Annotated in this window: 24 protein-coding genes, 1 tRNA gene and 1 pseudogene; 19 read left to right on the top strand and 7 right to left on the bottom strand. The window is 61.3% G+C overall.

Annotated elements, in window-relative coordinates; all coding sequences use genetic code 11:
* Positions 1-143: 143 nt before the first annotated feature.
* Positions 144-1385, bottom strand: coding sequence for a S1C family serine protease (locus tag YUA_RS0115275; RefSeq protein WP_027531495.1), 1242 nt, complete (start codon positions 1383-1385; stop codon positions 144-146).
* A gap of 203 nt (positions 1386-1588) precedes the next feature.
* Here YUA_RS0115275 and YUA_RS0115270 point away from each other — a divergent pair, with 203 nt between their 5' ends.
* The 5 genes from YUA_RS0115270 (at position 1589) to YUA_RS0115250 (ending at position 4171) form a co-directional block, all read left to right on the top strand.
* Positions 1589-2206, top strand: a complete 618-nt coding sequence (locus YUA_RS0115270) for a hypothetical protein (RefSeq protein ID WP_027531494.1) — start codon at positions 1589-1591, stop codon at positions 2204-2206.
* Complete coding sequence (locus YUA_RS0115265) at positions 2193-2567, top strand: transcriptional regulator (protein ID WP_027531493.1); 375 nt, start codon at positions 2193-2195, stop codon at positions 2565-2567. The genes YUA_RS0115270 and YUA_RS0115265 overlap by 14 nt, the downstream gene beginning before the upstream one ends.
* Positions 2568-2598: 31 nt before the next feature.
* Entirely contained in the window at positions 2599-3339 is a 741-nt protein-coding gene (locus YUA_RS0115260; protein WP_027531492.1) for a di-trans,poly-cis-decaprenylcistransferase, read from the top strand.
* Positions 3230-3589, top strand: a complete 360-nt coding sequence (locus YUA_RS44025; protein WP_371259884.1) for a GNAT family N-acetyltransferase — start codon at positions 3230-3232, stop codon at positions 3587-3589. The genes YUA_RS0115260 and YUA_RS44025 overlap by 110 nt, the downstream gene beginning before the upstream one ends.
* A gap of 96 nt (positions 3590-3685) precedes the next feature.
* The gene (locus tag YUA_RS0115250) at positions 3686-4171 is read left to right on the top strand and encodes a Crp/Fnr family transcriptional regulator (protein WP_027531490.1); all 486 of its coding nucleotides are present in this window, start codon (positions 3686-3688) and stop codon (positions 4169-4171) included.
* On the opposite strand, the gene YUA_RS0115245 is transcribed toward YUA_RS0115250, so the two are convergent.
* Complete coding sequence (locus tag YUA_RS0115245; protein ID WP_027531489.1) at positions 4110-4937, bottom strand: metallophosphoesterase; 828 nt, start codon at positions 4935-4937, stop codon at positions 4110-4112. The two genes, YUA_RS0115250 and YUA_RS0115245, sit on opposite strands and share 62 nt — an antisense overlap.
* 215 nt (positions 4938-5152) lie before the next feature.
* Here YUA_RS0115245 and YUA_RS0115240 point away from each other — a divergent pair, with 215 nt between their 5' ends.
* Complete coding sequence (locus YUA_RS0115240; RefSeq protein WP_027531488.1) at positions 5153-5839, top strand: DNA-3-methyladenine glycosylase I; 687 nt, start codon at positions 5153-5155, stop codon at positions 5837-5839.
* Between the two features lie 186 nt (positions 5840-6025).
* Complete coding sequence (locus YUA_RS0115235) at positions 6026-6319, top strand: hypothetical protein (RefSeq protein WP_027531487.1); 294 nt, start codon at positions 6026-6028, stop codon at positions 6317-6319.
* Here the strand turns inward: YUA_RS0115235 and YUA_RS0115230 are convergent.
* Entirely contained in the window at positions 6309-6503 is a 195-nt protein-coding gene (locus tag YUA_RS0115230) for a ComC/BlpC family leader-containing pheromone/bacteriocin (RefSeq protein ID WP_027531486.1), read from the bottom strand. The two genes, YUA_RS0115235 and YUA_RS0115230, sit on opposite strands and share 11 nt — an antisense overlap.
* Positions 6504-6944: 441 nt before the next feature.
* Here YUA_RS0115230 and YUA_RS0115225 point away from each other — a divergent pair, with 441 nt between their 5' ends.
* The gene (locus YUA_RS0115225; RefSeq protein ID WP_027531485.1) at positions 6945-7766 is read left to right on the top strand and encodes a pentapeptide repeat-containing protein; all 822 of its coding nucleotides are present in this window, start codon (positions 6945-6947) and stop codon (positions 7764-7766) included.
* A gap of 283 nt (positions 7767-8049) precedes the next feature.
* Here YUA_RS0115225 and YUA_RS0115220 read toward each other — a convergent pair whose 3' ends face one another.
* Positions 8050-9813, bottom strand: coding sequence for a transcriptional regulator (locus YUA_RS0115220; RefSeq protein ID WP_027531484.1), 1764 nt, complete (start codon positions 9811-9813; stop codon positions 8050-8052).
* 208 nt (positions 9814-10021) lie between these two features.
* Between YUA_RS0115220 and YUA_RS0115215 the strand changes: the two genes are divergently transcribed.
* The 10 genes and pseudogenes from YUA_RS0115215 (at position 10022) to YUA_RS0115170 (ending at position 18608) form a co-directional block, all read left to right on the top strand.
* Entirely contained in the window at positions 10022-11551 is a 1530-nt protein-coding gene (locus tag YUA_RS0115215; protein WP_245285173.1) for an amidase, read from the top strand.
* An 803-nt stretch (positions 11552-12354) separates the two neighbouring features.
* Positions 12355-12453: pseudogene (locus tag YUA_RS52550) on the top strand (PEPxxWA-CTERM sorting domain-containing protein); the annotation flags it as partial.
* Positions 12454-12879: 426 nt separating this feature from the next.
* Positions 12880-13551, top strand: coding sequence for a hypothetical protein (locus tag YUA_RS44020; protein ID WP_051383188.1), 672 nt, complete (start codon positions 12880-12882; stop codon positions 13549-13551).
* Between the two features lie 551 nt (positions 13552-14102).
* On the top strand, positions 14103-14828 hold the full coding sequence (locus tag YUA_RS0115200; RefSeq protein WP_027531481.1) for a YafY family protein: 726 nt from the start codon (positions 14103-14105) through the stop codon (positions 14826-14828).
* Positions 14829-14964: 136 nt separating this feature from the next.
* Positions 14965-15465 carry a nuclear transport factor 2 family protein gene (locus tag YUA_RS48180; RefSeq protein ID WP_084292580.1) on the top strand — a complete coding sequence of 167 codons (501 nt, stop codon included), beginning with the start codon at positions 14965-14967 and terminating at the stop codon, positions 15463-15465.
* 575 nt (positions 15466-16040) lie between these two features.
* Positions 16041-16169, top strand: a complete 129-nt coding sequence (locus YUA_RS52315; RefSeq protein ID WP_256375367.1) for a hypothetical protein — start codon at positions 16041-16043, stop codon at positions 16167-16169.
* Between the two features lie 57 nt (positions 16170-16226).
* The gene (locus YUA_RS48175) at positions 16227-16514 is read left to right on the top strand and encodes a type II toxin-antitoxin system ParD family antitoxin (RefSeq protein ID WP_084292578.1); all 288 of its coding nucleotides are present in this window, start codon (positions 16227-16229) and stop codon (positions 16512-16514) included.
* Positions 16474-16878, top strand: coding sequence for a type II toxin-antitoxin system RelE/ParE family toxin (locus YUA_RS48170; protein WP_371259883.1), 405 nt, complete (start codon positions 16474-16476; stop codon positions 16876-16878). Before YUA_RS48175 ends, YUA_RS48170 begins: the two co-directional genes overlap by 41 nt.
* A 603-nt stretch (positions 16879-17481) precedes the next feature.
* Positions 17482-17964 (top strand): PaaI family thioesterase, encoded by a 483-nt coding sequence (locus YUA_RS0115175; protein WP_027531478.1) that lies wholly within the window; start codon positions 17482-17484, stop codon positions 17962-17964.
* 77 nt (positions 17965-18041) lie between these two features.
* Positions 18042-18608 (top strand): GNAT family N-acetyltransferase, encoded by a 567-nt coding sequence (locus tag YUA_RS0115170; protein WP_027531477.1) that lies wholly within the window; start codon positions 18042-18044, stop codon positions 18606-18608.
* Positions 18609-18927: 319 nt separating this feature from the next.
* Here the strand turns inward: YUA_RS0115170 and YUA_RS0115165 are convergent, their stop codons facing one another.
* Positions 18928-19809 (bottom strand): LysR family transcriptional regulator, encoded by an 882-nt coding sequence (locus YUA_RS0115165; RefSeq protein WP_051383187.1) that lies wholly within the window; start codon positions 19807-19809, stop codon positions 18928-18930.
* Positions 19810-19919: 110 nt separating this feature from the next.
* Here YUA_RS0115165 and YUA_RS0115160 point away from each other — a divergent pair, with 110 nt between their 5' ends.
* A complete protein-coding gene (locus tag YUA_RS0115160) occupies positions 19920-20465 on the top strand; it encodes a VOC family protein (RefSeq protein ID WP_051383186.1) in 546 nt (181 codons plus the stop codon).
* Positions 20466-20594: 129 nt separating this feature from the next.
* Here the strand turns inward: YUA_RS0115160 and YUA_RS0115155 are convergent.
* Together YUA_RS0115155 and YUA_RS0115150 are read right to left on the bottom strand one after the other, a co-directional pair.
* A tRNA-Arg gene (locus YUA_RS0115155) sits at positions 20595-20671 on the bottom strand.
* Between the two features lie 67 nt (positions 20672-20738).
* Positions 20739-21821 carry a diguanylate cyclase gene (locus YUA_RS0115150; RefSeq protein WP_027531474.1) on the bottom strand — a complete coding sequence of 361 codons (1083 nt, stop codon included), beginning with the start codon at positions 21819-21821 and terminating at the stop codon, positions 20739-20741.
* Between the last annotated feature and the right edge of the window lies 1 nt (position 21822).

The raw sequence follows: 21822 nt of genomic DNA, 5'->3' as shown, positions 1-21822 counted from the left end.
CACATCAATGGTGTCATCGCCCGGCTTGACCGGGCGATCCAGTACTCCGAGACAGTAGTGCTTGAATCGAGGGGCCGCGGCGTACTGGATTCCCCGCCTTCGCGGGGAATGACAGTAGTGGTTGAGGCTACAGCGTACGCCTCTCACCTCTTCGCGTCGGCCTGCTCGGTCCCGTTGCACGAGATCAGCATCGTGTAGGCGCGGGCGTTGCCGGCGATGTCGGTGGTCTTGAGCTCGCCCTTCGGCTCGGCCGTCTGGTACGGCACGACCGAATTGTCGAGAAAATCACGCAGCGCGCCGGTCTTGATGGCGAAGTTGATGTTTTCGGGGATGCTGCCGGTTGCCACGGCGACTCGCAATCCATCGAGCTTTCCAGTGACGACTCCGACGATCTGACCAGTCGTGTCGAACAGCGGGCCGCCGCTGTTGCCGGGCTGCACGGGCGCACTGATTTGCAGGAAGCGCGAATCGTTGCGCATGCCGCTGAGCGAGCTCACAATGCCCGTCGTCACGGTAAGGTCCGAAGTCAGCAGTCCGTGGAAAGGGAAGCCGATCGCGACGACGTCATCGCCTGAGCGGATCGAACGGTCACGGATCCGGGCAAACTCCTTGAATGTCGTGGTCGACGGCGCTTGCAACAAAGCGAGATCGTTGTTGGCGTCGCTCGACACGACGCGCAAGACCATCGCGGCCTCGCCCGTGAGATTGCCCTTCAGATCGCTGCATCCCTCGATCACATGGTGGTTGGTGACGATGTGCCCCCTGGCGCTCACCACAAAACCAGTACCGCTCTTGGACTTGACGGGCTTGCCGGCCGACGGTGCGCCTTGCTTGTCCGCTGTGGCTGCCGGCTTCGCGGCAACCTTGGTGAAATCGCCGGCCTTGCTCAGTCCGTCGGCCTTCACCTTGGTCACGCAATTGGCCAAGGCCGCGATCACCGGCCCGGTTGAGGTCAGGTCGAAATTCAGCACGGCGCGGCCGGCTGTCGCCACCATCAGGCTCGCCTTCTGAAATGTCCGCACGACATTGGCGGGCATGATGGCCGTGAGCATGTTGGACTGATACGCCGTGGCGAACAGCCTGGCTTGCTCCTGCCCGTCAAAGGTCACGTCGATCGCGGCGCTCTCACCCTTGTTGAAGCGGTAGCTGGGACTCGCAAAAGCCAGCGACCATGTGCCGGCGGCATTTTGGCTTACGACGAGGATGACGCCGTTCGCATAGGGCGTCGTGGCGGCGCAATGGGAGAAGGCGCCGGTTTCGTCGTTGCTGAAGGCGCCGCCGATCCAGTTGCCGACATTGACGGAGCCGAACGGCCCCGCCGCATGTGCTGCTCCGGCGATGCTCATCTGCAATAGGGACGCAACGACAAACGACCTAAACCACATACCTTCCCCCCGGAGCGCTTCCGGATCCATCTTATCTGCGGGAGGACGTATAGCGCAACCGGCAGTTGTTCGTCCGAATCAAGTCTCTCTTCCGGGCACCTTCCCGCTTGCCTTTACTTTGAGGTGCTATATGCTTTGCGATACAAAGTGACGGGGCGGGGCAGTCCCGGGCAATTGGGTGGAGCGGAATTTTGGCGTTGCCGATGCGCGATCTCGACAAGGCGCTGGCCGACATCGTGGCGATCCGCAGCCAGATTGCGGCTGGCACGGCGTTCCGCGGCTACGGCCCGGCGACGATGGCTGCGACCGGCGCGGTCGCGTTTGTCACTGCGATCCTGCAATTCTGGCTGCTCGGCGATCCCACAAGCGAGCCGCTCGGCTTCTTCCTTGGCTGGTTGATTGCGGCGACGCTGTCCGGCCTGATAATCTGGATTGAGATGCGCGCGCGTTCGCGCCGTCATCATTCGGGCCTTGCCGACGCCATGATCCACCAGGCGGTCGAGCAGTTCCTGCCCGCGGGCGTCGCCGGCGTCCTGCTCGCGGTGGTGATGTGGAAGTTTGCCGCCGAGACGCTGTGGTTCTTGCCGGGGCTGTGGCAGATCCTGGTGTCACTCGGCATCTTTGCGTCCATCCGTTCGCTGCCGCGCAGCGTGGCGTTCGCCGGGGCCTGGTACTTCATCTCGGGCTTTGTGGTGGTGGTGCTCGCGAGCCGGACCCACATGCTGTCGCCATGGACCATGGGACTGCCCTTCGTGGTTGGCCAGTCGGTAATGGCGGCTATTCTGTATTTCGCGTCCGGAGACAATGATGTCGAAGACTGACAGCGCACCTTTCTCCTATGAAGGGCTCGACCGTGTGATCCATGAGAAGGCGAGGCTCGGGCTTCTGACCTCGCTGATGGCTCACCCGAAGGGGCTTGCGTTCGCCGATCTGAAGCAGCTTTGCGGCCTTACCGACGGCAATCTCAGCCGGCACCTCGCCGTGCTCCAGGAGGCCGGGCTGGTCGAGGTGACCAAGAGCTATGAGGGCAATCGCCCGCACACCACCTGCCGTCTGACCAAGACCGGCCGTCGCCGCTTCCTCGACTATCTCGCCGTGCTCGAGCGGCTGGTGCGCGATGCCGCCAGGGCTGCCGGCCGCGAGGCCCCGCCGCTCGGCCGCCTTGGCATTCTCCCGACCTGATCGTCCCCCCTTTTTGACTGGAGACTTTGCAATGCAAAGTGACGTCACGTCCCACAACGAGAAGCTTCATGTCGGCATCATCATGGACGGCAATGGACGCTGGGCAACGCGGCGCGGCCTGTCGCGCGTGCGCGGCCACGAGGCCGGCGTCGAGACGATACGCCGCATCGTCGAGACCGCGCCCAAGCAGGGCATCGGTACGCTGACGCTCTATGCATTCTCGACCGACAATTGGCGCCGGCCGAAGGCCGAGGTCGCCGCGCTAATGATGCTGCTGCGCTTCTATCTCGCCAATGAGGTGCAGAGCCTGGTGAAGAACGGCGTGCGGCTCAACGTGATCGGCCGTCGCGACCGGTTGCCGGACGGCATCGCCACCGCCATCGCGCGCGCGGAGGCGGCTACCGCTCACGGCAACACGCTGCATCTGCGCATCGCCGTCGACTATTCCGCGCGCGACGCCATCCTGAATGCCGCAGCGAAGGCGGCCGCGCTGACCAGCCTGACCCGCGAAGCCTTCTCCCAGCTTGTGACAGGCGAGGCAGGCCTGCGCGACGTCGATCTCATCATCCGCACGTCAGGCGAAAAGCGGCTGTCGGACTTCCTGCTCTGGGAAGGCGCCTATGCCGAACTGCACTTCACCGAGCGGATGTGGCCGGAATTCGATGCGGGCGATCTCGCCGCAGCGCTCGCTTCCTTCCATGGCCGCGAGCGTCGCTTCGGCGGCCTCCAGGCCATTATGCCGGAGGAGGTGCCTTCACTCTCTCGGGCATGACGCCGAGGCGGTCGCCCGGCACGGCGATTTCGTCATCTCTGTTGCCGATGTCTTTCAGCGCAAAGGCATCGGCCTCCAGATGATGGCAGCGATGAAAAGACACGTGAGCGATCTCGGTTACGAGATGATCGCGGCTGAGACCGCGCGAGCCAACGCCGAGATACGCGGTCTTGCGAAGAAGGCGGGGTTCGCGGATGCCCGCCTCGGAGACTGGCAGTCGGTTCATCTCGCCAAGCGGCTGTCGCGCTGAGCTTGCCTGCTGGGCAGGCATGCGGCACGCTCAAAAACCGCTGCATCTCCTTGCGGATCGTGCTCTACTCATCTCCCGAGAAGGGAGTATGCGGCGATGCGCGCGGTTCTGGATTATTGCATCGGTGGAACTGAGCGGCAGGTTGCGGCCGGCACGCATCTGGTGACCGAAGGCGGCGCCTCCGGCCATCTCTATGTGCTGATGAGCGGCAAGCTCGAGGTGCTCAAGGGCGAGATGGTGGTCGCCACCATTGCGGAGCCCGGTGCGGTGCTGGGCGAGATGTCCGTGTTGCTGGGGGTGCCGCACACGGCGACGGTGCGGGCCTGCTCCCACGCGGTCGTCTATGAGTTCGAGGATGCTGCCTCGCTCCTCAAGCAGGAGCCGGAGGTCGCGCTGCTGATCGCGCGCATGCTGGCGCAGCGGCTCAATGCCGCCAACACCTATCTCGCCGATCTCAAGCGGCAATATGCCGGCCACGGCACGCATCTCGCCATGGTTGGCGAGGTGCTGCAGAGCATGATCAACCTGCCGCCGCTCGAGGTCTCGCCAGGCTCGGATCGGCAATCCGACCCAAGGATGTGAACCAGTCCGGCGGCTCCTCGATGTAAGCGGCCGGCCGCTTCAGTGGCGCGCCGAGATCAATCCACTGCGCCTCGCCTGCCGCTAGCCAAAACGCTTTGTTCTCATCCAGGTCCAGCACGATGTGTGTCGGCGGCCGTCCGGGCTGCAGGCCGGCATTGAACACCCAGGTCTGGCCCAGCCGGTCGAACCAGGACCCATCCGTGATGAAGGGGGATTGATGCACATGGCCCGAGATTACGATCGACGGCTGATGCTGCATGATCCACTGGACCAGTTCGACATCGCCGAAGAAGCGCTTGCCGCCCCAGCTCGTCGGTGAATTTGCCGGCGGCGCATGATGCGCCCAGATCCATCGCTGCGGACGGTTGAGCGAGGCATCGTGCAGCTGGTCGGCGATGCGCTGCTTGACCAGCGGTCCGTCCCACCACGGGCACACCGTGAACAGCGTGCCGCCGATGGTGAGATTGTCGCCGTCGCAGGCAATGCCCAGGTCGCGCACCTCCGAAATCCAGCGCGAGATCTTCTCGCCCTCCGCATTGCGCTCGTCGAGATCGTGATTGCCGGAGCAGAGAATGACCCTGGTCTGCGCCGCGATCAGTGCGAGATACTTCTTCACCACCACGATCTGGGCGCGGAAATCCACCATCGAGCCGATGTCGAGTGCATCGCCCGCGAAGATCACCAGATCGAACTGCGGCGCCGCGCTGACCAGCCAGTCGAGCTGCGGCAGCGAGTAGTGCAGGTCGGCCACGACCAGGCAGCGCATTGAGAATCCATCGGAGAGCGAGAGAGTGAAAATATCTGGGAATTCCAAAATCATATAAAGCAAGAAGCGGACCAGCGTAGCTGCCGTGTTCCGCCCATCCGGCAAGAAGGAAGCATGCTGCGGCGCGTGGAAGCGCGCAGATGCCGGTGCGTCGCAGGGCTGGACCGGATCGCTGAATTCTGGTGTCGTGGCGCGCCTTCAACGTCGGTATCCGCATGACTTCCTTCAAGATCATTCGTGCCCGCGCCGAGAAGCGCAAGGGCGGGCCCAAGGCGCTCGACAGGCTGATGCCTGACAAGCCCGACCTGAAGGCGCTCGCAAAACTCGGCGACGATCGCATCCTCGCGGAGATGACCAGGCGGGTGTTTTGCGCGGGCTTCGCCTGGAGCGTGATCGACGCAAAGTGGGGCGGTTTTGAAGACGCCTTCCTGCGCTTCCAGCCAGCCAAGCTCGGCTTCCAGCCCGAAGATTATTGGGAAGCCCTGCTGCGCGACGCGCGGATCGTCCGCAACGGCGCCAAGATCATGTCGGTGCGCGACAACGCCGCCTTCGTGCAGGAGATCGCGAAGGAGCACGGCAGCTTCGGCAAGTTTCTGGTGAAATGGCCGCCGTCCAACGAGATCGGCCTGCTCGATCTCCTGACCAAGCGCGGCAGCCGGTTAGGCGGCAACACCGGCCAGATGCTGCTGCGCTTCGTCGGCTGGGACGGTTTCGTCACCTCGAAGGACGTCGTCGCCTGCCTGCGCGACGCCGGCCTCGACATCGCCGAAGAGGTCAAGTCGAAGGGCGATCTCGCCAAGGTGCAGGCGCAGTTCAACGCCTGGGCGGAAGAGACGGGGCTGCCCTACACCTATCTGTCGCGCATCTGCGCGCTCTCGGTCGGCGATGTCAGGAGCGAGTAGCGGATCATGGACACCGTGTGGCAATCTCGCGCCGTCGGCGCGGCAGATGCCACGCGCGATCACGAAATGCATTTTGGGGGAACATTTGTTCGCAGCACCCGTTCGGGAGATTGAGCCAGACGACACAGGGGAACGCGCGCTCCGGCTCAGTTCCATGAAACCGACATGACAGAAACGGAGCAGCTCATGAAGCTTACATCCGAACAGGTGAAGCAAACCGTCAATCAACTCGGCGCCCAGGTGCTGCCCGACGAACATCCCGCCATGCCCCAGCTCAACAGCATGTTCGGCGAACACACATTCTTTGTCGACGAGACGGGGTTGAAGGTTCTCGAGCCGACCCCGTCGATCAGCGCGGAGCGCGAGACCGGTGAAGTCGTCAGCCTTGCCGACTGGAGCGATGCGGATCTGACGCGCCTGATGGCGCACGAGCCCGAGCCGACCGGCGTGATCGTGGTGTTCGAGCATGTCAGGCACTGAGATCGCGAGGACGAGGGCCGCGTACGGCCCCCATCCGGATCGCCGGTGAGATCAGGAGCGGGTTGAGCGGACGGCGAAGGTCGCCGGGGCCGGCGAAGAGGTTGCGGAAAAAGTTGACAACACTGCCCCAGAAGCCGCCGCCGGCGATCGTCTCGAGCTCCGTCTCCGTCAATTCGCGAGCCATGTTCTGCAGATCGCGCGTACCATTCCGCGCGATGCGAGAAGAATGATGCCGGCCGGGCCGCCATGACGCGGGACACAGAAGAGAACAACCACCCTTCCAGTCCCCTTTGGGGTGCCGAAGGGTGGTCGGATCAGGCGTATGGTGCGTCGCTGATATCACTGGCGCGCCATGGCTGATGAAGATGGGCACTATTCCTTCATTCCTTCGCCGTGGCGCTATGATGCGGCGGCCCGGTTGCGCCCTCCAATCGCCAGGACTGCGATAGGCCGTGATCTGGCACTTCGCCTTCAGAGGCAGCTTTCCTCGCGCGGGGCAGTCACAGGCATTGCCAGGATCATGATCCGGTTTCATACTCTCGTAGAAGCTGGGGTCGCATCGCGACCAGTGCGACCAAGCCGACAAGAGAGCGGTGCCGGCCTATTGGAAAGCGGAGAGGCAGCGATGCTGTTTCGTCTCGCATTTGCCCTTGTGTCGATGGCGGCGCTGCTGGTTGATCCCATTGACGCCGTGTCGCAGGACATGCTGGGCAGCGTCGACCTCAACAGTCCCGAAATGTCAACATCTGAGATGACGCGCGCCGAGGTCGAGGCGCTTCTCAAGGCGGCGCCTCAAGGGCCCGCGGGCCAGCGCTCTGCAGATTTGCAGGGGAAGCGGCTGTCGCGCCTCGATCTTTCGGGGCTCGACTTCTCCGGCAGCAATCTCCGCCTCGCAAAGCTCAACCGGGCAAATCTGAATGGTGCGCGCTTCGACCGAGCCGACCTGAACCAGGCTTGGCTGATCGACGCGGATTTGACAGCGGCATCCCTTGCAAAGGCCTCGCTGCTCGGCACGCAGATGCAGCGCGCCAAGCTTGGCGGCGCCGATTTGAACGGCGCTCGCATCACCGCTGATCTTTCCGGTGCCAGCCTGATCGGGGCCAGGCTTGCCGGCGCCGACTTGAGCGCTGATATGCGCAACCAATCGATGGGCCTGATGCGTGGCGTGCTCAAATCTGCCGATCTCAGGAATGCGGATCTGAGCGGCGCCAATCTCTCGCGCGCCGATTTCGAATTCGCGCAGCTGCAGAACGCCAATCTGGCAAATTGCAACCTCAATCGCGCCAGTCTTGCGGGAGCCGACCTGTCCAACGCCAATCTCGCAGGCGCCGATTTCACCGAGAGCGATCTCGCATCGGCCCTCTTGCCAAGCGCAGCCGCGCTGGAAAAGGCTCGCAATCTGGACAAGGCCCGGAACTTGAACCTGGCGCGGCACCCGTCCGAGTGATCGCAGTGATCCAAAGCCTGGCATTTCAGCCAGCGACTGAAGCGATCTGCGCACCGGCGGCAATGCGCCGGCGACAAGCCCTCAGATCAGGAAACAACGGGTTGAACTGGTAAGCCGAGATCGAAGGATGGCGCACTACGGCCGATGAAGATGGGCACTACTGCTTCGCCGGATGCACAGGCTGGTCCGGTTTCGTTCGATCGCGGTCTTTCGATCAATCCGCGGGGCCGATGAGATGTGCCAGAAACAGGCCATCGCGGCCAAGGCGGGAGACTTGGGACCACTACTCCGGCAGTCCCGCCATCTTCAGACCTTCATAGAAGCGATTGCGCTCCTCCCAGAACGCAGCGTTGCGCGAGGGTTCCGACGCTTTCAGACTGCCGATCGTGTCGTCGGGATGCGTTTTCTGGTATTCGACCAGATTGTTCCTGGCTTGCTCGCCGCGACCGTGCAGGGCATCGATCGCCGCCAACCATTGCCAGGCAAAGCCATTTTGCGCACTACTGATCGTCGCCTGGCGCATGTGCGCGTAGGCTGCCTCATCATGATGCAGGTGGAATTCGGCCATTCCCAGCGTGAAGTGGCCAAGGCTCACCTGTTCGGCATTGAGAGGATCAAGACGGAGCGATAGCATGACCGGCGCGGCTACCTCTTCCGGACGGCCCTGTTGCAGCCTCAGAAAGCCCAGCCGCTGCAGCGCCCGCGGCTGATTCGGATACAGTGACAGCGCGCGTCGAATGGCTTGCTCCGCATCGTCGATCCGACCTTGCGCGGCTAACACCAGGCTTCGCACGTAATTCGCGCGGGGATCGTTTGGCTGCAGTGCCAATGAACGCTCGATCGCTTGCGCGGCAAGCGCGGTCTGGGTGTCCGGCGCCTTGCTCCAGCGGGTCAACACCTCGGTGATGTGACTGAGGGCAAGTCCGGCCAGCGCAGAGGCCGAGTCGGGGTCCATCTGTAGCGCCTGCTCGAACAGGGCGCGCGCCCGCTGCGGCGCTTCTTGCGTATGGAGCCGCTTCAGCAGGCGCCAGCCCTGAAGTGTGGGATCGATGGCGGCGAACGTACGCCCGGCATAAGGCCTGTCGAAGGGCATCTCGGCATCGTCAATGCGTACTTTCAGCTCGTTGGCGATACGGGCCGTAATGTCTCGGCGCCAATCCCATCCCGCCTGTTCAGCGTAGTCGAACCGCCCCGACCACAACAGCGCGCCGGTGGCACTCGTTTGCAGTTTCAGGGCGATCGAAACCGCTTCGCCTTGCCGCTGCAGGCTGCCACTCAAGATGTAGGCGACGCCCAATTGGCGGCCGACGCCTCGTGCATCGCTATCGGGACCGACCAGCGAATGCCCTGGTGGATATCCGATCACGAGCGTGTCGGGCAAACGCGACACCTCGATGGTGAGATCTTCGGTAACGGCCTCGGCAAGGTCAGCAGCGTTCTCTCCGCCAACACCGACAAGCGGCAAAACCGTGATCGTGTTCTTGCTGACGAGGGCGGCATTCTGTCCGCGATGCGGAACCCCGAACCAGAGCGCTCCGGCAAGCGAGACCGTACATACGGCTACCACTGCAGGCAGCCACGGCAACGATCTACGGCGAGAGGGCCTCAGAGGCGATGAGCCCTGCGGGTCGATGGTGCCCGCACGGCGTTCGACCGGTTCATCGGCCGGAGGCGTATCGACAGGGAGGGCGTCCAGCAAATAACCACGGCGAGGCACGGTTTTGATCAGGCGTTGGTCGCCGTCTCCAAGCGCGGCTCGCAGTTCGCTGATGCACTGAACCAGGGAGTCGTCGGTCACCGCCACATCGGGCCAGACCGCTTCAATGAGTTCATCCTTGGTCAACAGCCGGCCGGGATGACGGGCGAGGTAAACCAACAGTGCAAAGCTCTTCGGGCGCAAGGCCATCACGGCGCCGCCGACACGCAATTCGCCACGCTCGAGGTCGACGTCAAAATCGGCAAAGTGAAGCGCGCCACGGGGAATCGGGGCTGGCTCGTCGCCGGCCTCCGCGCTCGGCTTGGTTTTCGTTCCAATTTCGGGGTTCATTCGGCACTCTTTCGGGTGTCGTGGAATCCATGCGCCTAGGCTCGGCAATCGACACACAACGGCGGCGATGCCGACGTCATGCTGGGCCCGCGATGCTAGTCGAAATCGGGGAGCGCGGAAATGGCGGGCGCATCGGCGCGGAGGGAACTAACCAATGACAATGAACCGACGTTTCCTTTTGGGGGCAGCCGCCAGCACCGTCGCAACCGTGACCGCGACACAGTTCACCCCGGCTTTCGGCCAAAAAGCCGCGCACTCGTCCGCTTCCGAGCAACGCCTGGACTACGCCAGTGTGAGCGAGCTGCGGGCCCTTCTGGACGCGCGCAAGATTTCCGCGGTCGAGTTGCTCGAAAACACCCTCGCCAGGATCGGATCGCTCGATTCCCGCATCAATGCCGTCGTGGTGCGCGATTTCGAGCGGGCTCATTCCGCCGCGCTTGGGGCGGATGCCGCGCTCGCCCGCGGCGAACGCCGACCCTTGCTCGGCATCCCGATGACAGTGAAGGAATCCTTCAATATCGAAGGCTTGCAGACCACCTGGGGCTTCCCGTCGGGCCGTGGATGGCGGGCCGCCGAAGACGCCGTTGCGGTCGCCCGCCTCAAGGCGGCAGGAGCGGTGATCCTGGGAAAGACCAATCTCGCCACCGCGATGGCCGATTGGCAAAGCTTCAATGAGATCTATGGAGCAACCAACAATCCCTGGGACCTCACGCGCACGCCCGGCGGCTCATCCGGCGGATCGGCGGCCGCGCTGGCCGCCGGATACGTGCCGCTCGAGCTCGGCTCCGACATAAGCGGCTCGCTGCGAGTGCCGGCACATTTGTGCGGGGTGTTCGCTCACAAGCCCACATCCAATCTGGTCCCGCAGCGCGGCCACGCGCCGCCCCATTCGCAAGCCCTGGCAACCGACCTGACCAACGGACTGGGCGTTTGCGGCCCGATGGCCCGCACCGGTGCCGATCTGTCAGCGGCGCTCGACATCCTCGCCGGCCCCGACGAACAGGAGGCCACCGCCTATCGACTGGTGCTCCCTCCAGCGCGCCACGAGACGCTGAAAGACTTCCGCGTTCTTGTGCTGGACAGTCATCCTCTGTTGCCGGTGGCCGGTGAAATACGCGGGGCACTCGATCAGCTTGCGAGCCGCCTGGCGAAGGCAGGAACAAAGGTTGCGCGGTCCAGCTCGCTGGTGCCTGATCTCGCCGAGTCGGCACGCCTGCATACCCGCATGGTGCGCAACTTTGGCGCGTTCGGCCGGCCTCCCGAATTCTTCAAGACGATTCAGGAGAATGTCGCAGCGCTGAAGCCGGATGACGACAGTCTCAAGGCATGGCGAATGCGCGCGCCACTGCTTAGCCACCACGAGTGGATGGCTGGGGAAATCGCGCGGGCCCGCCTGCGCCAGCAATGGGCTGCCCTGTTCAGGGAATTCGACGTGGTTCTGTGTCCGCCGTTTGCCGTGACCGCGTTCCCGCACGACCAAAAGCCGGATCAGGAGGACCGAACGATCGATATCGACGGCGAGATGCACCCTTATCTGTCGGTGATCGTCTGGGCGACGCTTGCGACGCCTCCGGGCTTGCCCGCGACGGTGATGCCGGTAGGCCGATCGAAGGCAGGGCTTCCTATTGGCGTACAGATCATCGGCCCCTTGTTCGAGGACCGCACGCCACTTGCGTTCGCTCAACTGCTCGAAAGGGAGTACGGGGGATTTGCAAGGCCGCCCGAAATCCCGATTTGATCTGCCCCGCGAGAACGGGTCGGCGCTGGCCTCGAAAAGAATATTAGATCGACATGGCCTGCTGTCGCTTCGGCTTCTTCCACTGATTGCCAGGAGAAAATGCGATGAAAAGGTTTGCTCTACTCATCTACTGCGTATTGCTAATCGGAGCAGCTGTCATGCCGGCTGAGGCCGCGCCGGTTCTGCCTGATGCGATTTCGTTCGAATATTTCGGGCTAAATTTCGCTGGCAACATTAGGACGAGTAGCACGATAGGAACGCTCGACTACGCCGGACAACCCGGCTGCGGTGGTGTCTGCAGCGCAATGACGCAGCTGGGTAGCAGCCCTTCGGTGTCGGCCACGGTTAACGAGGTCTCATTTCAAAGCACGGGCGGCGGAGAGGTTCAAGCCAAGCTGGGTTACTATGTCGAATACACAAATCCAGTCGCCGGAACTTACGCCGTAAACTTGCACTCGACTGACAATCTCTCCGCGCCGGATCTGTCGGCGGTTTCGGCCTCTTTACTTTTTGGACAGGCAGGAGCTTCGACAACTTCTTTCAATAACTTTGCAACTTTGACATTCCAGGAAACGCAGTGCGTTAATAGCTGCCCTTCCGCCGCCCCCAATCCCACAGGAGCGTTTTTACCTGACAATCTGGTCCAGATGGTCGCCAACACACCTTATTTTGTTCAGATGACGGTGTTGCTCGATCCCCGTTCAAGCGGAATACCAATCAGCGGATCGATTGACCCGGTGTTCACAACGGAGAGTCTTGGAGGACGATTCATATTCAGTCCCGGCGTTTTCGACGTTAGTTCCGGCGTCCCCGAGCCTTCCACATGGGCAATGATAATCCTGGGTTTTGCTGGCGTGGGCTTCATGGCGTATCGTCGTCGAACTCACACATTGGCTGCCTGACAGATGGAAATAATCAGCACCTGCATTGACTGTCTGCCGGCCTCTACAAGCCTCGCGATCGACGTATGTATCGCAATGGTCGCGCTTGGAATGGCAGTTTATCGATCCCCGGCTATCCTGCATGTCGTCGAGCCAGAGTTAGCGCTATCTACGCCGGAATCCTTCAAGCTACCGCTTTGAGGTCTTGCTTCCGGTAGGCGGACAGGTTCGATCGATGAACCGGCCGATTTCTGAGCGTTGATGGTGTATGCCAAAATGGCGCGCCACGGCCGATGAAGATGGGCACTACTGTTTTGCCGTGGCGCTATGATGAACCATCCGAATTTGCGAAAAGGCCATCCCAACTTCGCTGTGCCTTCTCGCAAACACTACGCTTGAGGCGCATGGCAGCGAGGTCATGCTCATGTGATCGCCTTAGAGGACTCGATGTTTGCGAACCCTATCCGCTTCGGCGCCAGCGCTCTTGTGATCTCCGGAATCCTGTTCGTGATCTACCCGGCACTTCGCCCGTTCTCCGACGAGAGTTCGCTGCTGGGCGCCGCAGCCTTTGGATCTGGGGCATGGTTAGCTGCGCATATGCTTGCCATTGTGGCGTTTACCCTGTTGCCGCTGGGTCTGCTCGGGCTGCAACGCTCTCTACTCGGGACGTCCGCGGAACGCCTGCTCTTTTTCGCCCTCGTCCTGAGCATAATTGGCACAGGCTTTACGCTGCCGTTCTATGGCGGCGAAGCCTATGGCCTTCATGCGCTGGGGCAGGAAGCGCTGCGGCAGCGCTCTGCCTCTCCGCTCGACCTGGTCGAGGTCATCCGTTCCGGCCCCGGCCTCGCCATGTTCCTTGCCGGCCTGCTGCTCCTTGCCGCCTCCGCAATTGCGACCGCAACGGCGCTTTGGCGCTCCTGTCGCTATCCGAAGGCAAGCGGCGTGCCCTTCGCCGTCGGGATGTCCTTGTACATTCCGCAATTCTTCGGCACACAGCCCCTCCGCATTGCGCATGGATTACTGGTCGCAGTTGGCTGCGTGTGGATCGCCGCGTGTCTTTGGCGGCAAGAGCAGTTGGATCCGGATCGGCAGGGACTCTCCGAGGCGAGGCGGCAATGAATTCCCGCGTAGATTGGCGCGGCACGGCCGACGAAGGTGGTAGTACAGTGACAGCGCACTCAGCTCGACAACTTGCCCGGTTAATCGAAGAACCGGCCGAATTTGGCGGCGATAGCGTATTCCGAAGTGGCGCGCCGCGCCTGGCGATGATGAGAACTACGCATACGCTATAGCCCTCCTTTAAGAAAGTTCGCATCCTAGGTGTGCCGCCAAATCTGCCGATAGCCTCATGGCACGAAGCGGTCTGACGAACGGTGGAATCCCAGCTATCTCCCAACGTTTAAAGGTCTGGAAGGGGGCCGATTCCGGCCTGACAGATTATCGAAACCGCAATGCCAGAGGTGCTGCGCCCCTTCCATGCCCGCGTCCAGAGCGACGAACTGTTAGGTCCAATCGTCGATGCCGATGGACATGATTGAAACGAGCATCTGGATCGCATCGGCGATTTTTGTCTATGGAATATGGAGGTGATGCCGCGTCGCGAACACGATGGCATTGGCGTCTGGACCGCATGACCAAGCGTACGACGTTTGTCGAGGAAGATACGGTATATGTCGAGAACGAGTCGTCTATTTGAACTTATAAGCGTGCTACGGGCACGAAGGATGCCCGTCACGGCCCTCGATCTTGCGCGCGAACTGGGTATTTCGCAGCGGAGCATATATCGAGACATTGAAACGTTGCGTTCGTTAGGAGCGCCTCTCGATGGACAAGCGGGTATCGGCTATTGTTTGAGAGAAGGCTTTTTCCTTCCGGAATTCGCATTTTCATCGGACGAACTGGACGCGTTGATCCTTGGTCTAGGCTGGGTGCGGCAGCGGGCCGATCCTGCCTTGGCACAAGGCAGTGAAAGCGCTTTGGCAAAAATACTTTCCGCCAGAAACAACGGTCCCGCGACAAGCCACGAGCCGCCTGCTCTAGTAACGGCGGCCTCAGCGTCTGAGCTCGTGGACCCTCCGCAGGCCGCACTATTGCGAGATGCGATCCGCCGGCAACGCAAAGTCGCGATCAGTTATGAAGACGCTCAAGGCTCGTTGTCGGATCGCACCATCTGGCCGATCGCTATCGTCTATTTCGACGATGTGCGTGTACTAGCGGCCTGGTGCGAACGCAGATCGGCCTTCCGCCATTTCCGCGTCGATCGTTTGCATGTGAGGACGATTTCGGAGGAGCGCTACCCCGGGCGACGCCAATCGATCATGAAGCAGTGGCGGCAACAGGATCGTGACTGGCGTTCGATCCTGACAGTTTCTGACACGTCGAGACGCTACCAATAGACGCGCGCACTTACTCCCGGCGCCATGTCGAAGGAAAGATAGATGGCCTCATTTTCACCTGTCGCGTTCGACGCCTTCCTGACCGAAGACGCCGATCCACCAGCCGTGATGTTGAATCACCCTCGATTCGAGCCCGATGGCGGCGCGCCTCCGCGGGGGCATGATTTTGCGTAACGCAACCATCTTGGCAGGTTTGGTGGCTTTATCGATCTCGGTTTCTGCACAAGCAGCTCCGGATCCGGCGAAAAGAGGAGCATCAGTTGTGACTAATCACGAAGCCTGGAATTTGTACGAAAAATATCTGAACGCATGGAATACAACTTCGATCGAACAGCGCTTCAAAATAGCCGAAAAAGTCTTGAGCGATAACATTGAATATCTAACTGTCAGACATGATTTGAGCACCGGTCGATCGCTAGTTATTGAGGATATGGCGACGTTTCATGAAAAATTTCCAGGAGGCCATTTTGAAATAGGCGATGTCTCATCGCACCACAATGTAGCTCTATTAACTTGGGTCATCATTCAGGCCGATGGCACGGAGTTTGCTCGAGGACATGACCAGCTCACCGTTGATCGCGACGGAAAGATCTCGAAAATTATTACCTTCGGACCATCTGCAAAAGATCCAAATTAAACTCTAAGAAATAACGCGAGGAGTTTGGTTGCCGCGCCGATCGAACATAAACGGTCGCGCGGCACTTCAAACATCGTGTGTATAAAGGGCATCCCGTCAGGTGGGAGCATCGGAGAAAGCGGCTGCGAAATGATCGCGGTCTATATTGACGCAACCAGCATCCTCTTTGGAGCGTCAACTCTGGAGCCATCAATGCCGCGAGCGGGATTGGCGCTAGCCGCTCAATGATCGCTTGCCAGGTTTTCGGGCCGGAAGCGGTCGGGCGGCAAAGTCCCAATTGCGGCCACTCTGCCGCCGATTGTCGAAACCTCGACCAATGACCGTTTGCCGGATAGCCGCTGACCGCGCTGAACGACTGATATTGGGGCGCAAAGCGGCCACCAACGGTGGACCATGCGTAGGGGCTAAAACGCGGCATTAGAGCCGCAAGCGATACGAACTTTCTATTCGCCGATTGCCGCCGTTTCTACTCTCCTTCACCGCAGGCCGTTTGTCGGGCGCTTTTCGTGCGGGAAACGGCGTAGTTTGGCGTTCTTAAATAGGGCGATTCAGGGGTATTTGGCGCGCTACGGCCGATGAAGATGGGCACTATTGCTTCGCCGTGGCGCTATGATGCCGATGCCAAAAACGCGAGCGGCACGGTGTTCATGCGCGGCGGCTGCCAGCAGCACTGCGCCAATCGGAGGGTTGTGCTGACGAATTAGCAATGGCATAATATGCCATAGCTGTTCCATATTCTCGAATTATCCAAGCGGACGCCAATGCCAACCAGAAACGTTGTGCTGACGAAACGTCAGGAAGAACTCATTGAAACCCTCGTCGAGTCCGGCCGCTATCAGAATGCCAGCGAGGTGTTGCGCGATGGGTTGCGACTGGTGGAGCAACGCGCAGCCGAGGATGCGAGCAAACTGAAAGCCCTGCGGGCAGCCGCTCGCGTCGGCGTAGCTGCATTGGATCGAGGCGAGTTCAAGGAATTTGAAACCGCAGAAGACCTGCACGCTTATTTGAATGATTTCTCAGAGAAGATTATTTCCCGAACATCTGAATAGTCGCCTCATGGCTGAGCAGAAATGGCGTGTTCGTCTCGGCGCTGCCGCAGAGCTCGATTTTGCGAATATCCTGAAATGGACCACCGAGAATTTCGGCCACCGACAGTCGCGAATTTATCGAGACGCGCTCGTTCAGGCGATCGGCGAACTTGTCGAAGGTCCCGACATCGCGAGCTCCAAGGCCCGAGACGAGATCATGCCGGGCCTCCGCACGCTCCACGTCGCGCGACACGGACGTCGCGGAAGTCACTTCCTGATGTATCGGGTAGCAACCAAAAGGGCGATCGAAATCGTCCGCATCCCGCACGACAGAATGGACCTTCAACGCCATATTCCATCGGCCACCGACGAGAGCGGCAAATAGCCCGCCACGCATTGACTGCCGCACGAAGCCCCGCGCAAATCCGAATATCCCGGAGCGCTCTCGCGTAGAGGCATAGAATGGCGCGCCACGGCCGATGAAGATGGGCACTATTGCTTCGCCGTGGCGCTATGATGCCGCAGCCCGGCACGCGCTCCAATCCGCCAATACGCTACAGCCCACGATTTCTCGCTCGGCCGTGGAGGTAGTCCGCGCTTTGCTTCGACAACGATCGTTTGGACCTGATGCCCACAGTGACGCCATGGGCCGGAAAGCAGACAGTTGGGATGTCCGCTTGCTTAATCCGGCGCTCACGGTCAGCCGTGCAGACGGCTGAGCAGGTGAACTCTCATCGCAGCATCCCTTGAGGGAAAGGCTACGAGGCCACCGCCAAACTGATCGGCCGTGTTCGCGTGACGGACGCGCCGTTGCGCTTGCACAGAGAATGGCACGACCCATCCAGTATCGTGATCTTGTCGGGAATCGGGTGGCGTACCGCGGCAGGTTTGGATGAAGATGTTGGATATCTGGTTACTGAGGCGACTACTCGGCTCACGAGCCTAATGCAGCGGCAGGGGATTCAATCAGGAGTAAAGGAGGACGCCGATGCCGAACCCTGTCACTGGCAAGCGATATGGAACTGTCAGTACCGAGAGGCAAAAGGAGATGAGCGGGCTCGAATTCGTCCAGGGGCTCGCAGACGGGACGCTACCCCTTAACATGATCGCCCAGACCTTGGGCTATGACGTGATCGAGGCGACAAAGGGACGTGTTGTTGTCACCGTCGAACCAAGTGATGCTCATCTGAATCCATATGGCACGGTGCACGGTGGTCTTACCGCCACGCTGCTCGACAGCTGCATGGGACTAGCCGTGCAGTCGACTCTCGACAAAGGCTTCGGGCAGACGACGGTCGAGTTCAAGATCTCACTTGTGCGGCCGATTACACAGGCAACAGGGTGGATCAGGGCGGAGGGCATCGTGTTGAACTGCGGCCGCCGGATTGGCACGGCCGAAGGACGGCTTACCGACCGCAACGGGCGCTTGCTCGCTCATGGTACGACCACGTGCCTGATATTCGAGAGCTGACAGCGCCGGCGCGCAGCCCCAAAGGGCCGCCATCCCGGTATCTGTTGAACAGGACATCGCGCTCTCGCTGCAACGATATGACCTACCGGATTCATCACTATCCTACGGAATTGATGGACGTGGCTTACCCGATCGGCGGCGACCGCGTCGTTATCCGGCCGGCCTTGCCGCAGGATCAGGAACTGCTGGTCACGTTCTTCCTTGATCTTTCCGCGGAGGACCGCTGTAGCCGCTTCCTGCACCCCGTGAGCGAAGTTTCACCCGAGTTGCTCCAACAGTTCACGCAAATCGACTATGCCAGCCACCTCGCGCTCATTGCCGAAACATTCAAGAATGGCGACGAGACCATCATTGGTGAAGCGCGCTACGTCCGTGCGGCTGAGCCGTCGTCAGTAGAGATCGCCGTTTCGGTTGCAGCGTCCTGGCGAGGCAAGGGGATCGCCAGGCTAATGCTCACAAAGCTCGAATACCATGCTGCGACCGCAGACGTTTGCCGAATCATCGGCTACACGTTGGACAGCAATGAGAAGGTACTGTTTCTTGCGCGCAAGGCGGGTTTTGCGATCTCGCAGGGCGTGCGCGGTGTGATCCGGCTTGAGAAGGCATTGGTACCGGTCTGCATACGCCCGGCACGTCTGTCCTAGCACCTTGCGTCCGCGATTAGGCGACAGCGAACTCAATTCGACAACTGACGATCAAGGAACCGGCCCATTTTTTGGCGCCAATAGCGCATTCCGAAATGGCGCGCCACGGCCGATGAAGATGGGCACTACTCCTTCGCCGTGGCGCTATGAGATAATCTCCCGTGCGGCGCTGCGGTGCACAGAACTGCGCGGCCACTCGATCCCATGCGGTGCCTAGAGCATGATCCGGAAAAGTGTGCCGCGGTTTTCCGAAAAGATCATGCCCCAAACAACACCTAAGGCGCGATGACGATTCATCCTAATCTCATCGCGCTTTAGGTCACGGATGTAAGTGCAAGCGCTTCACGCTGGCTGCTGCGAAGGTGATGAATTTCTTTACACGCGCCGCCACGAATTTCTGGGCGGGGTAGGCGAAATAGAGTCCGGTCAGTGGCGAGCGAAGAGCTGGCAACACGCGCACCAGCCGCAGCTGGTCTGCGAAGAAAGCCGGCAGAAATCCGATCCCGAGGCCCATGGCGACAAAGGTTCTAACAGTCAGCAGGTCGTCGCAGGTAAGGTCGCCCGACAAATCGATGCCGATCTTCCGGGTTCCCATCAGCATGGGCAGTGGATGGGCCCACGGCTTGCCGAATCCAATCAGGTCGTGGTGCTTGAGGTCTTCCAATTGGGCCGGGACGCCGCGTCGGTCGAGATAGTGTTGGCTCGCGAACAGACCCGACGGGCCCGTCACAAAAGACCTGGTCACCAGGCTTGAATCCCGCAATGGACCGACGCGGATGGCGAGATCGACGCCATCTGCGATCATGTCGACGATCCGGTCGGTGACGATCAACTCGATTTTCACCGTCGGGAAGGCTTCCCGAAACGCGCTGATGATTGGCGGCAGCAGACTCTGCGCGATATCGACAGCCGCCGTAAGCCGAAGCCGTCCTGTCGGGCCTTCTGCCTCTGCCTTAATCTCACCTTCGGCTGCCTCGATCTCACGAAGGCCCAAGCGGCACCGTTCAAAATAGGTCTGGCCCGCTGGGGTGATACGGAGCTTGCGGGTCGTGCGCTGGATCAGGCTGACGCCAAGGCGCTGTTCCAGCGCTGCCACTTTTGCGCTCACTGTGCTTGCGGGCATGCGGAGCCTTCGTGCGGCGCCGGCAAAGCTGCCCGCCTCGATCACCTGGACGAAGACACAGATCTCATCGATGCGCATGGCCTCATTATGCAGAATTATGGATTATAATTCCAGATTATGCCACTTTATGGCAAGACGGCTTCTGCGCAATCTGCTTCACCGGGCAAGGCACTGCGAAGGAGCTGAAGATGAACGGACAGATAGCGCGGGTGACCGTTGCAACCGAGGGCGAGCCGATCGATCCGGGTGTCCGCGTCGGGCACGTCCATCTGAAGGTTGCAGACCTCGAGCGATCGCTCAAATTCTATTGCGGGGTGCTCGGTTTCGGTCTTCACGGGCGGCTTGGTGATGAGGCAGCGTTCCTCGCAGCAGGCGGCTATCATCACCACATCGCGATCAACACCTGGGAAAGCCGGGGCGGTTCGCCGCCGCCAAAGGGATCGACGGGCTTCCACCATGTTGCCTTCGTCTATCCGACGCGGGCCGCGCTCGCCGGCGCACTCCGCCGCCTTCGGGCAGCGGGGATACAACTCACCGGCGCCAGCGACCACGGTGGTACGGAGGCGATCTATCTCTGCGACCCGGACGGCAACGGCGTCGAGCTCTACTGGGATCGACCAGAAAGGGAATGGCCGCGCAATCCCGATGGCTCGTTGAAGATTGTCAGCAAGCCGCTTGATGTCGAGAATTTGGCCGCGGAGGGATTGTCCGAATCCCCGCTTCAGCAAGGATAATCTCAGCCAGTCTCACTCAGGCGTCCGTTGGAGGTCAGCGGCCAGCAAACGTCCCTGAGCCGGCCTGACCCATCGACTGGCAGCGCAGAAACGGACCCTGACACGGGCCGTAGCGTGCTCTGGCGCAAATGGCGCACCCGACACGATTCGAACGTGTGACCTTTGCCTTCGGAGGGCAACGCTCTATCCAGCTGAGCTACGGGTGCAGCGAGGGTTCATGTAGCCGATTGGCGAGGGGTGGGCAACCGGTCTTGCCGCGGCAATCATCGCGCTTTAGGCCGATTTGCGCGGGGCTAGGCCAGGAACTTGACCGCCAACCGGCACATTGTCCCGGCCGAGGCCTGCGAATTCGGCCAGCACGCGCTCGGAGCAGACGACGCGGTTGCGGCCGAGCCGTTTGGCGGCATAGAGCGCCTGGTCGGCCGCACCCAGCAGCCGGTCGGGGCCGCCGTCGGCCCCGCCGGGGATGTGACTGGCGACGCCGACACTGAGGGTCACGAGGCTACCGGCCCCATGGGCGCCATGGGCGATCCGTAACGCCATGACGGCACAGCGGATCTCCTCGGCGATGGCGCAGGCATCGTCGCAACTCATGTCGGGCAGGATCAGCGCAAATTCCTCGCCGCCATAGCGGCTGGCCAGGTCGAGCGGGCGCACCGCATGGCGGCTGACGACGCGCGCGACCTCGCGCAGGCATTCGTCGCCGGACTGGTGGCCGTGCGCGTCATTGAACAGCTTGAAATGATCGACGTCGACGAACAGCAGCGTCAAGGGCTTCTGCGTCCGCTGCGCGCGCGCCCATTCGGTCATCAGCATCTGGTCGAACGAGCGGCGGTTCGACAGTCCGGTCAGCCCGTCCTTGGTGGCGAGCTCCTTCAGCGCCATCTCGGCGCGCTTCTGGTCGGTGAGGTCGCGCAGCGTCTCCACCACGGCGATCAGATTGCCGGCCTCGTCATGGATAGGGCCGGCGTCGATCGCGAGATAGAGCTGGCTGCCGAGCTTTGGCATCACGCACCAGTTCTCCGCGCTGAAGCCGAGCCCGTTGTGGCCGCGCGCGGCGTACTCCGAATAGAATTCCGGCAGCTGTTCGGGCCGGTCGAGCGCGACCAGATCGGCGAGGCAGGGGCGCTTGGTCTCGTAGAAGGCCTGCCAGTGCTTCGTTGTGCCGATCACCTCGGAGGCGGCAACGCCGGTCAGCCTCTCGCACGCCCTGTTCCAGATCACGACGCGGCGCTTGGGGTCGATCACGAAGGTCGGCACCACCAAATGCTGCATCAGCCGCACCGCGTAGGAATCCGCCACGTCGACGGTTTTGGCAGGAATCTTTCCAGCAAGGGTCTTGATGGGTTTTGCCATC

The sequence above is a fragment of the Bradyrhizobium sp. WSM3983 genome, from assembly GCF_000473045.1.
Taxonomy (GTDB): domain Bacteria; phylum Pseudomonadota; class Alphaproteobacteria; order Rhizobiales; family Xanthobacteraceae; genus Bradyrhizobium.
This window is presented reverse-complemented; position numbering and strand designations above follow the sequence as displayed.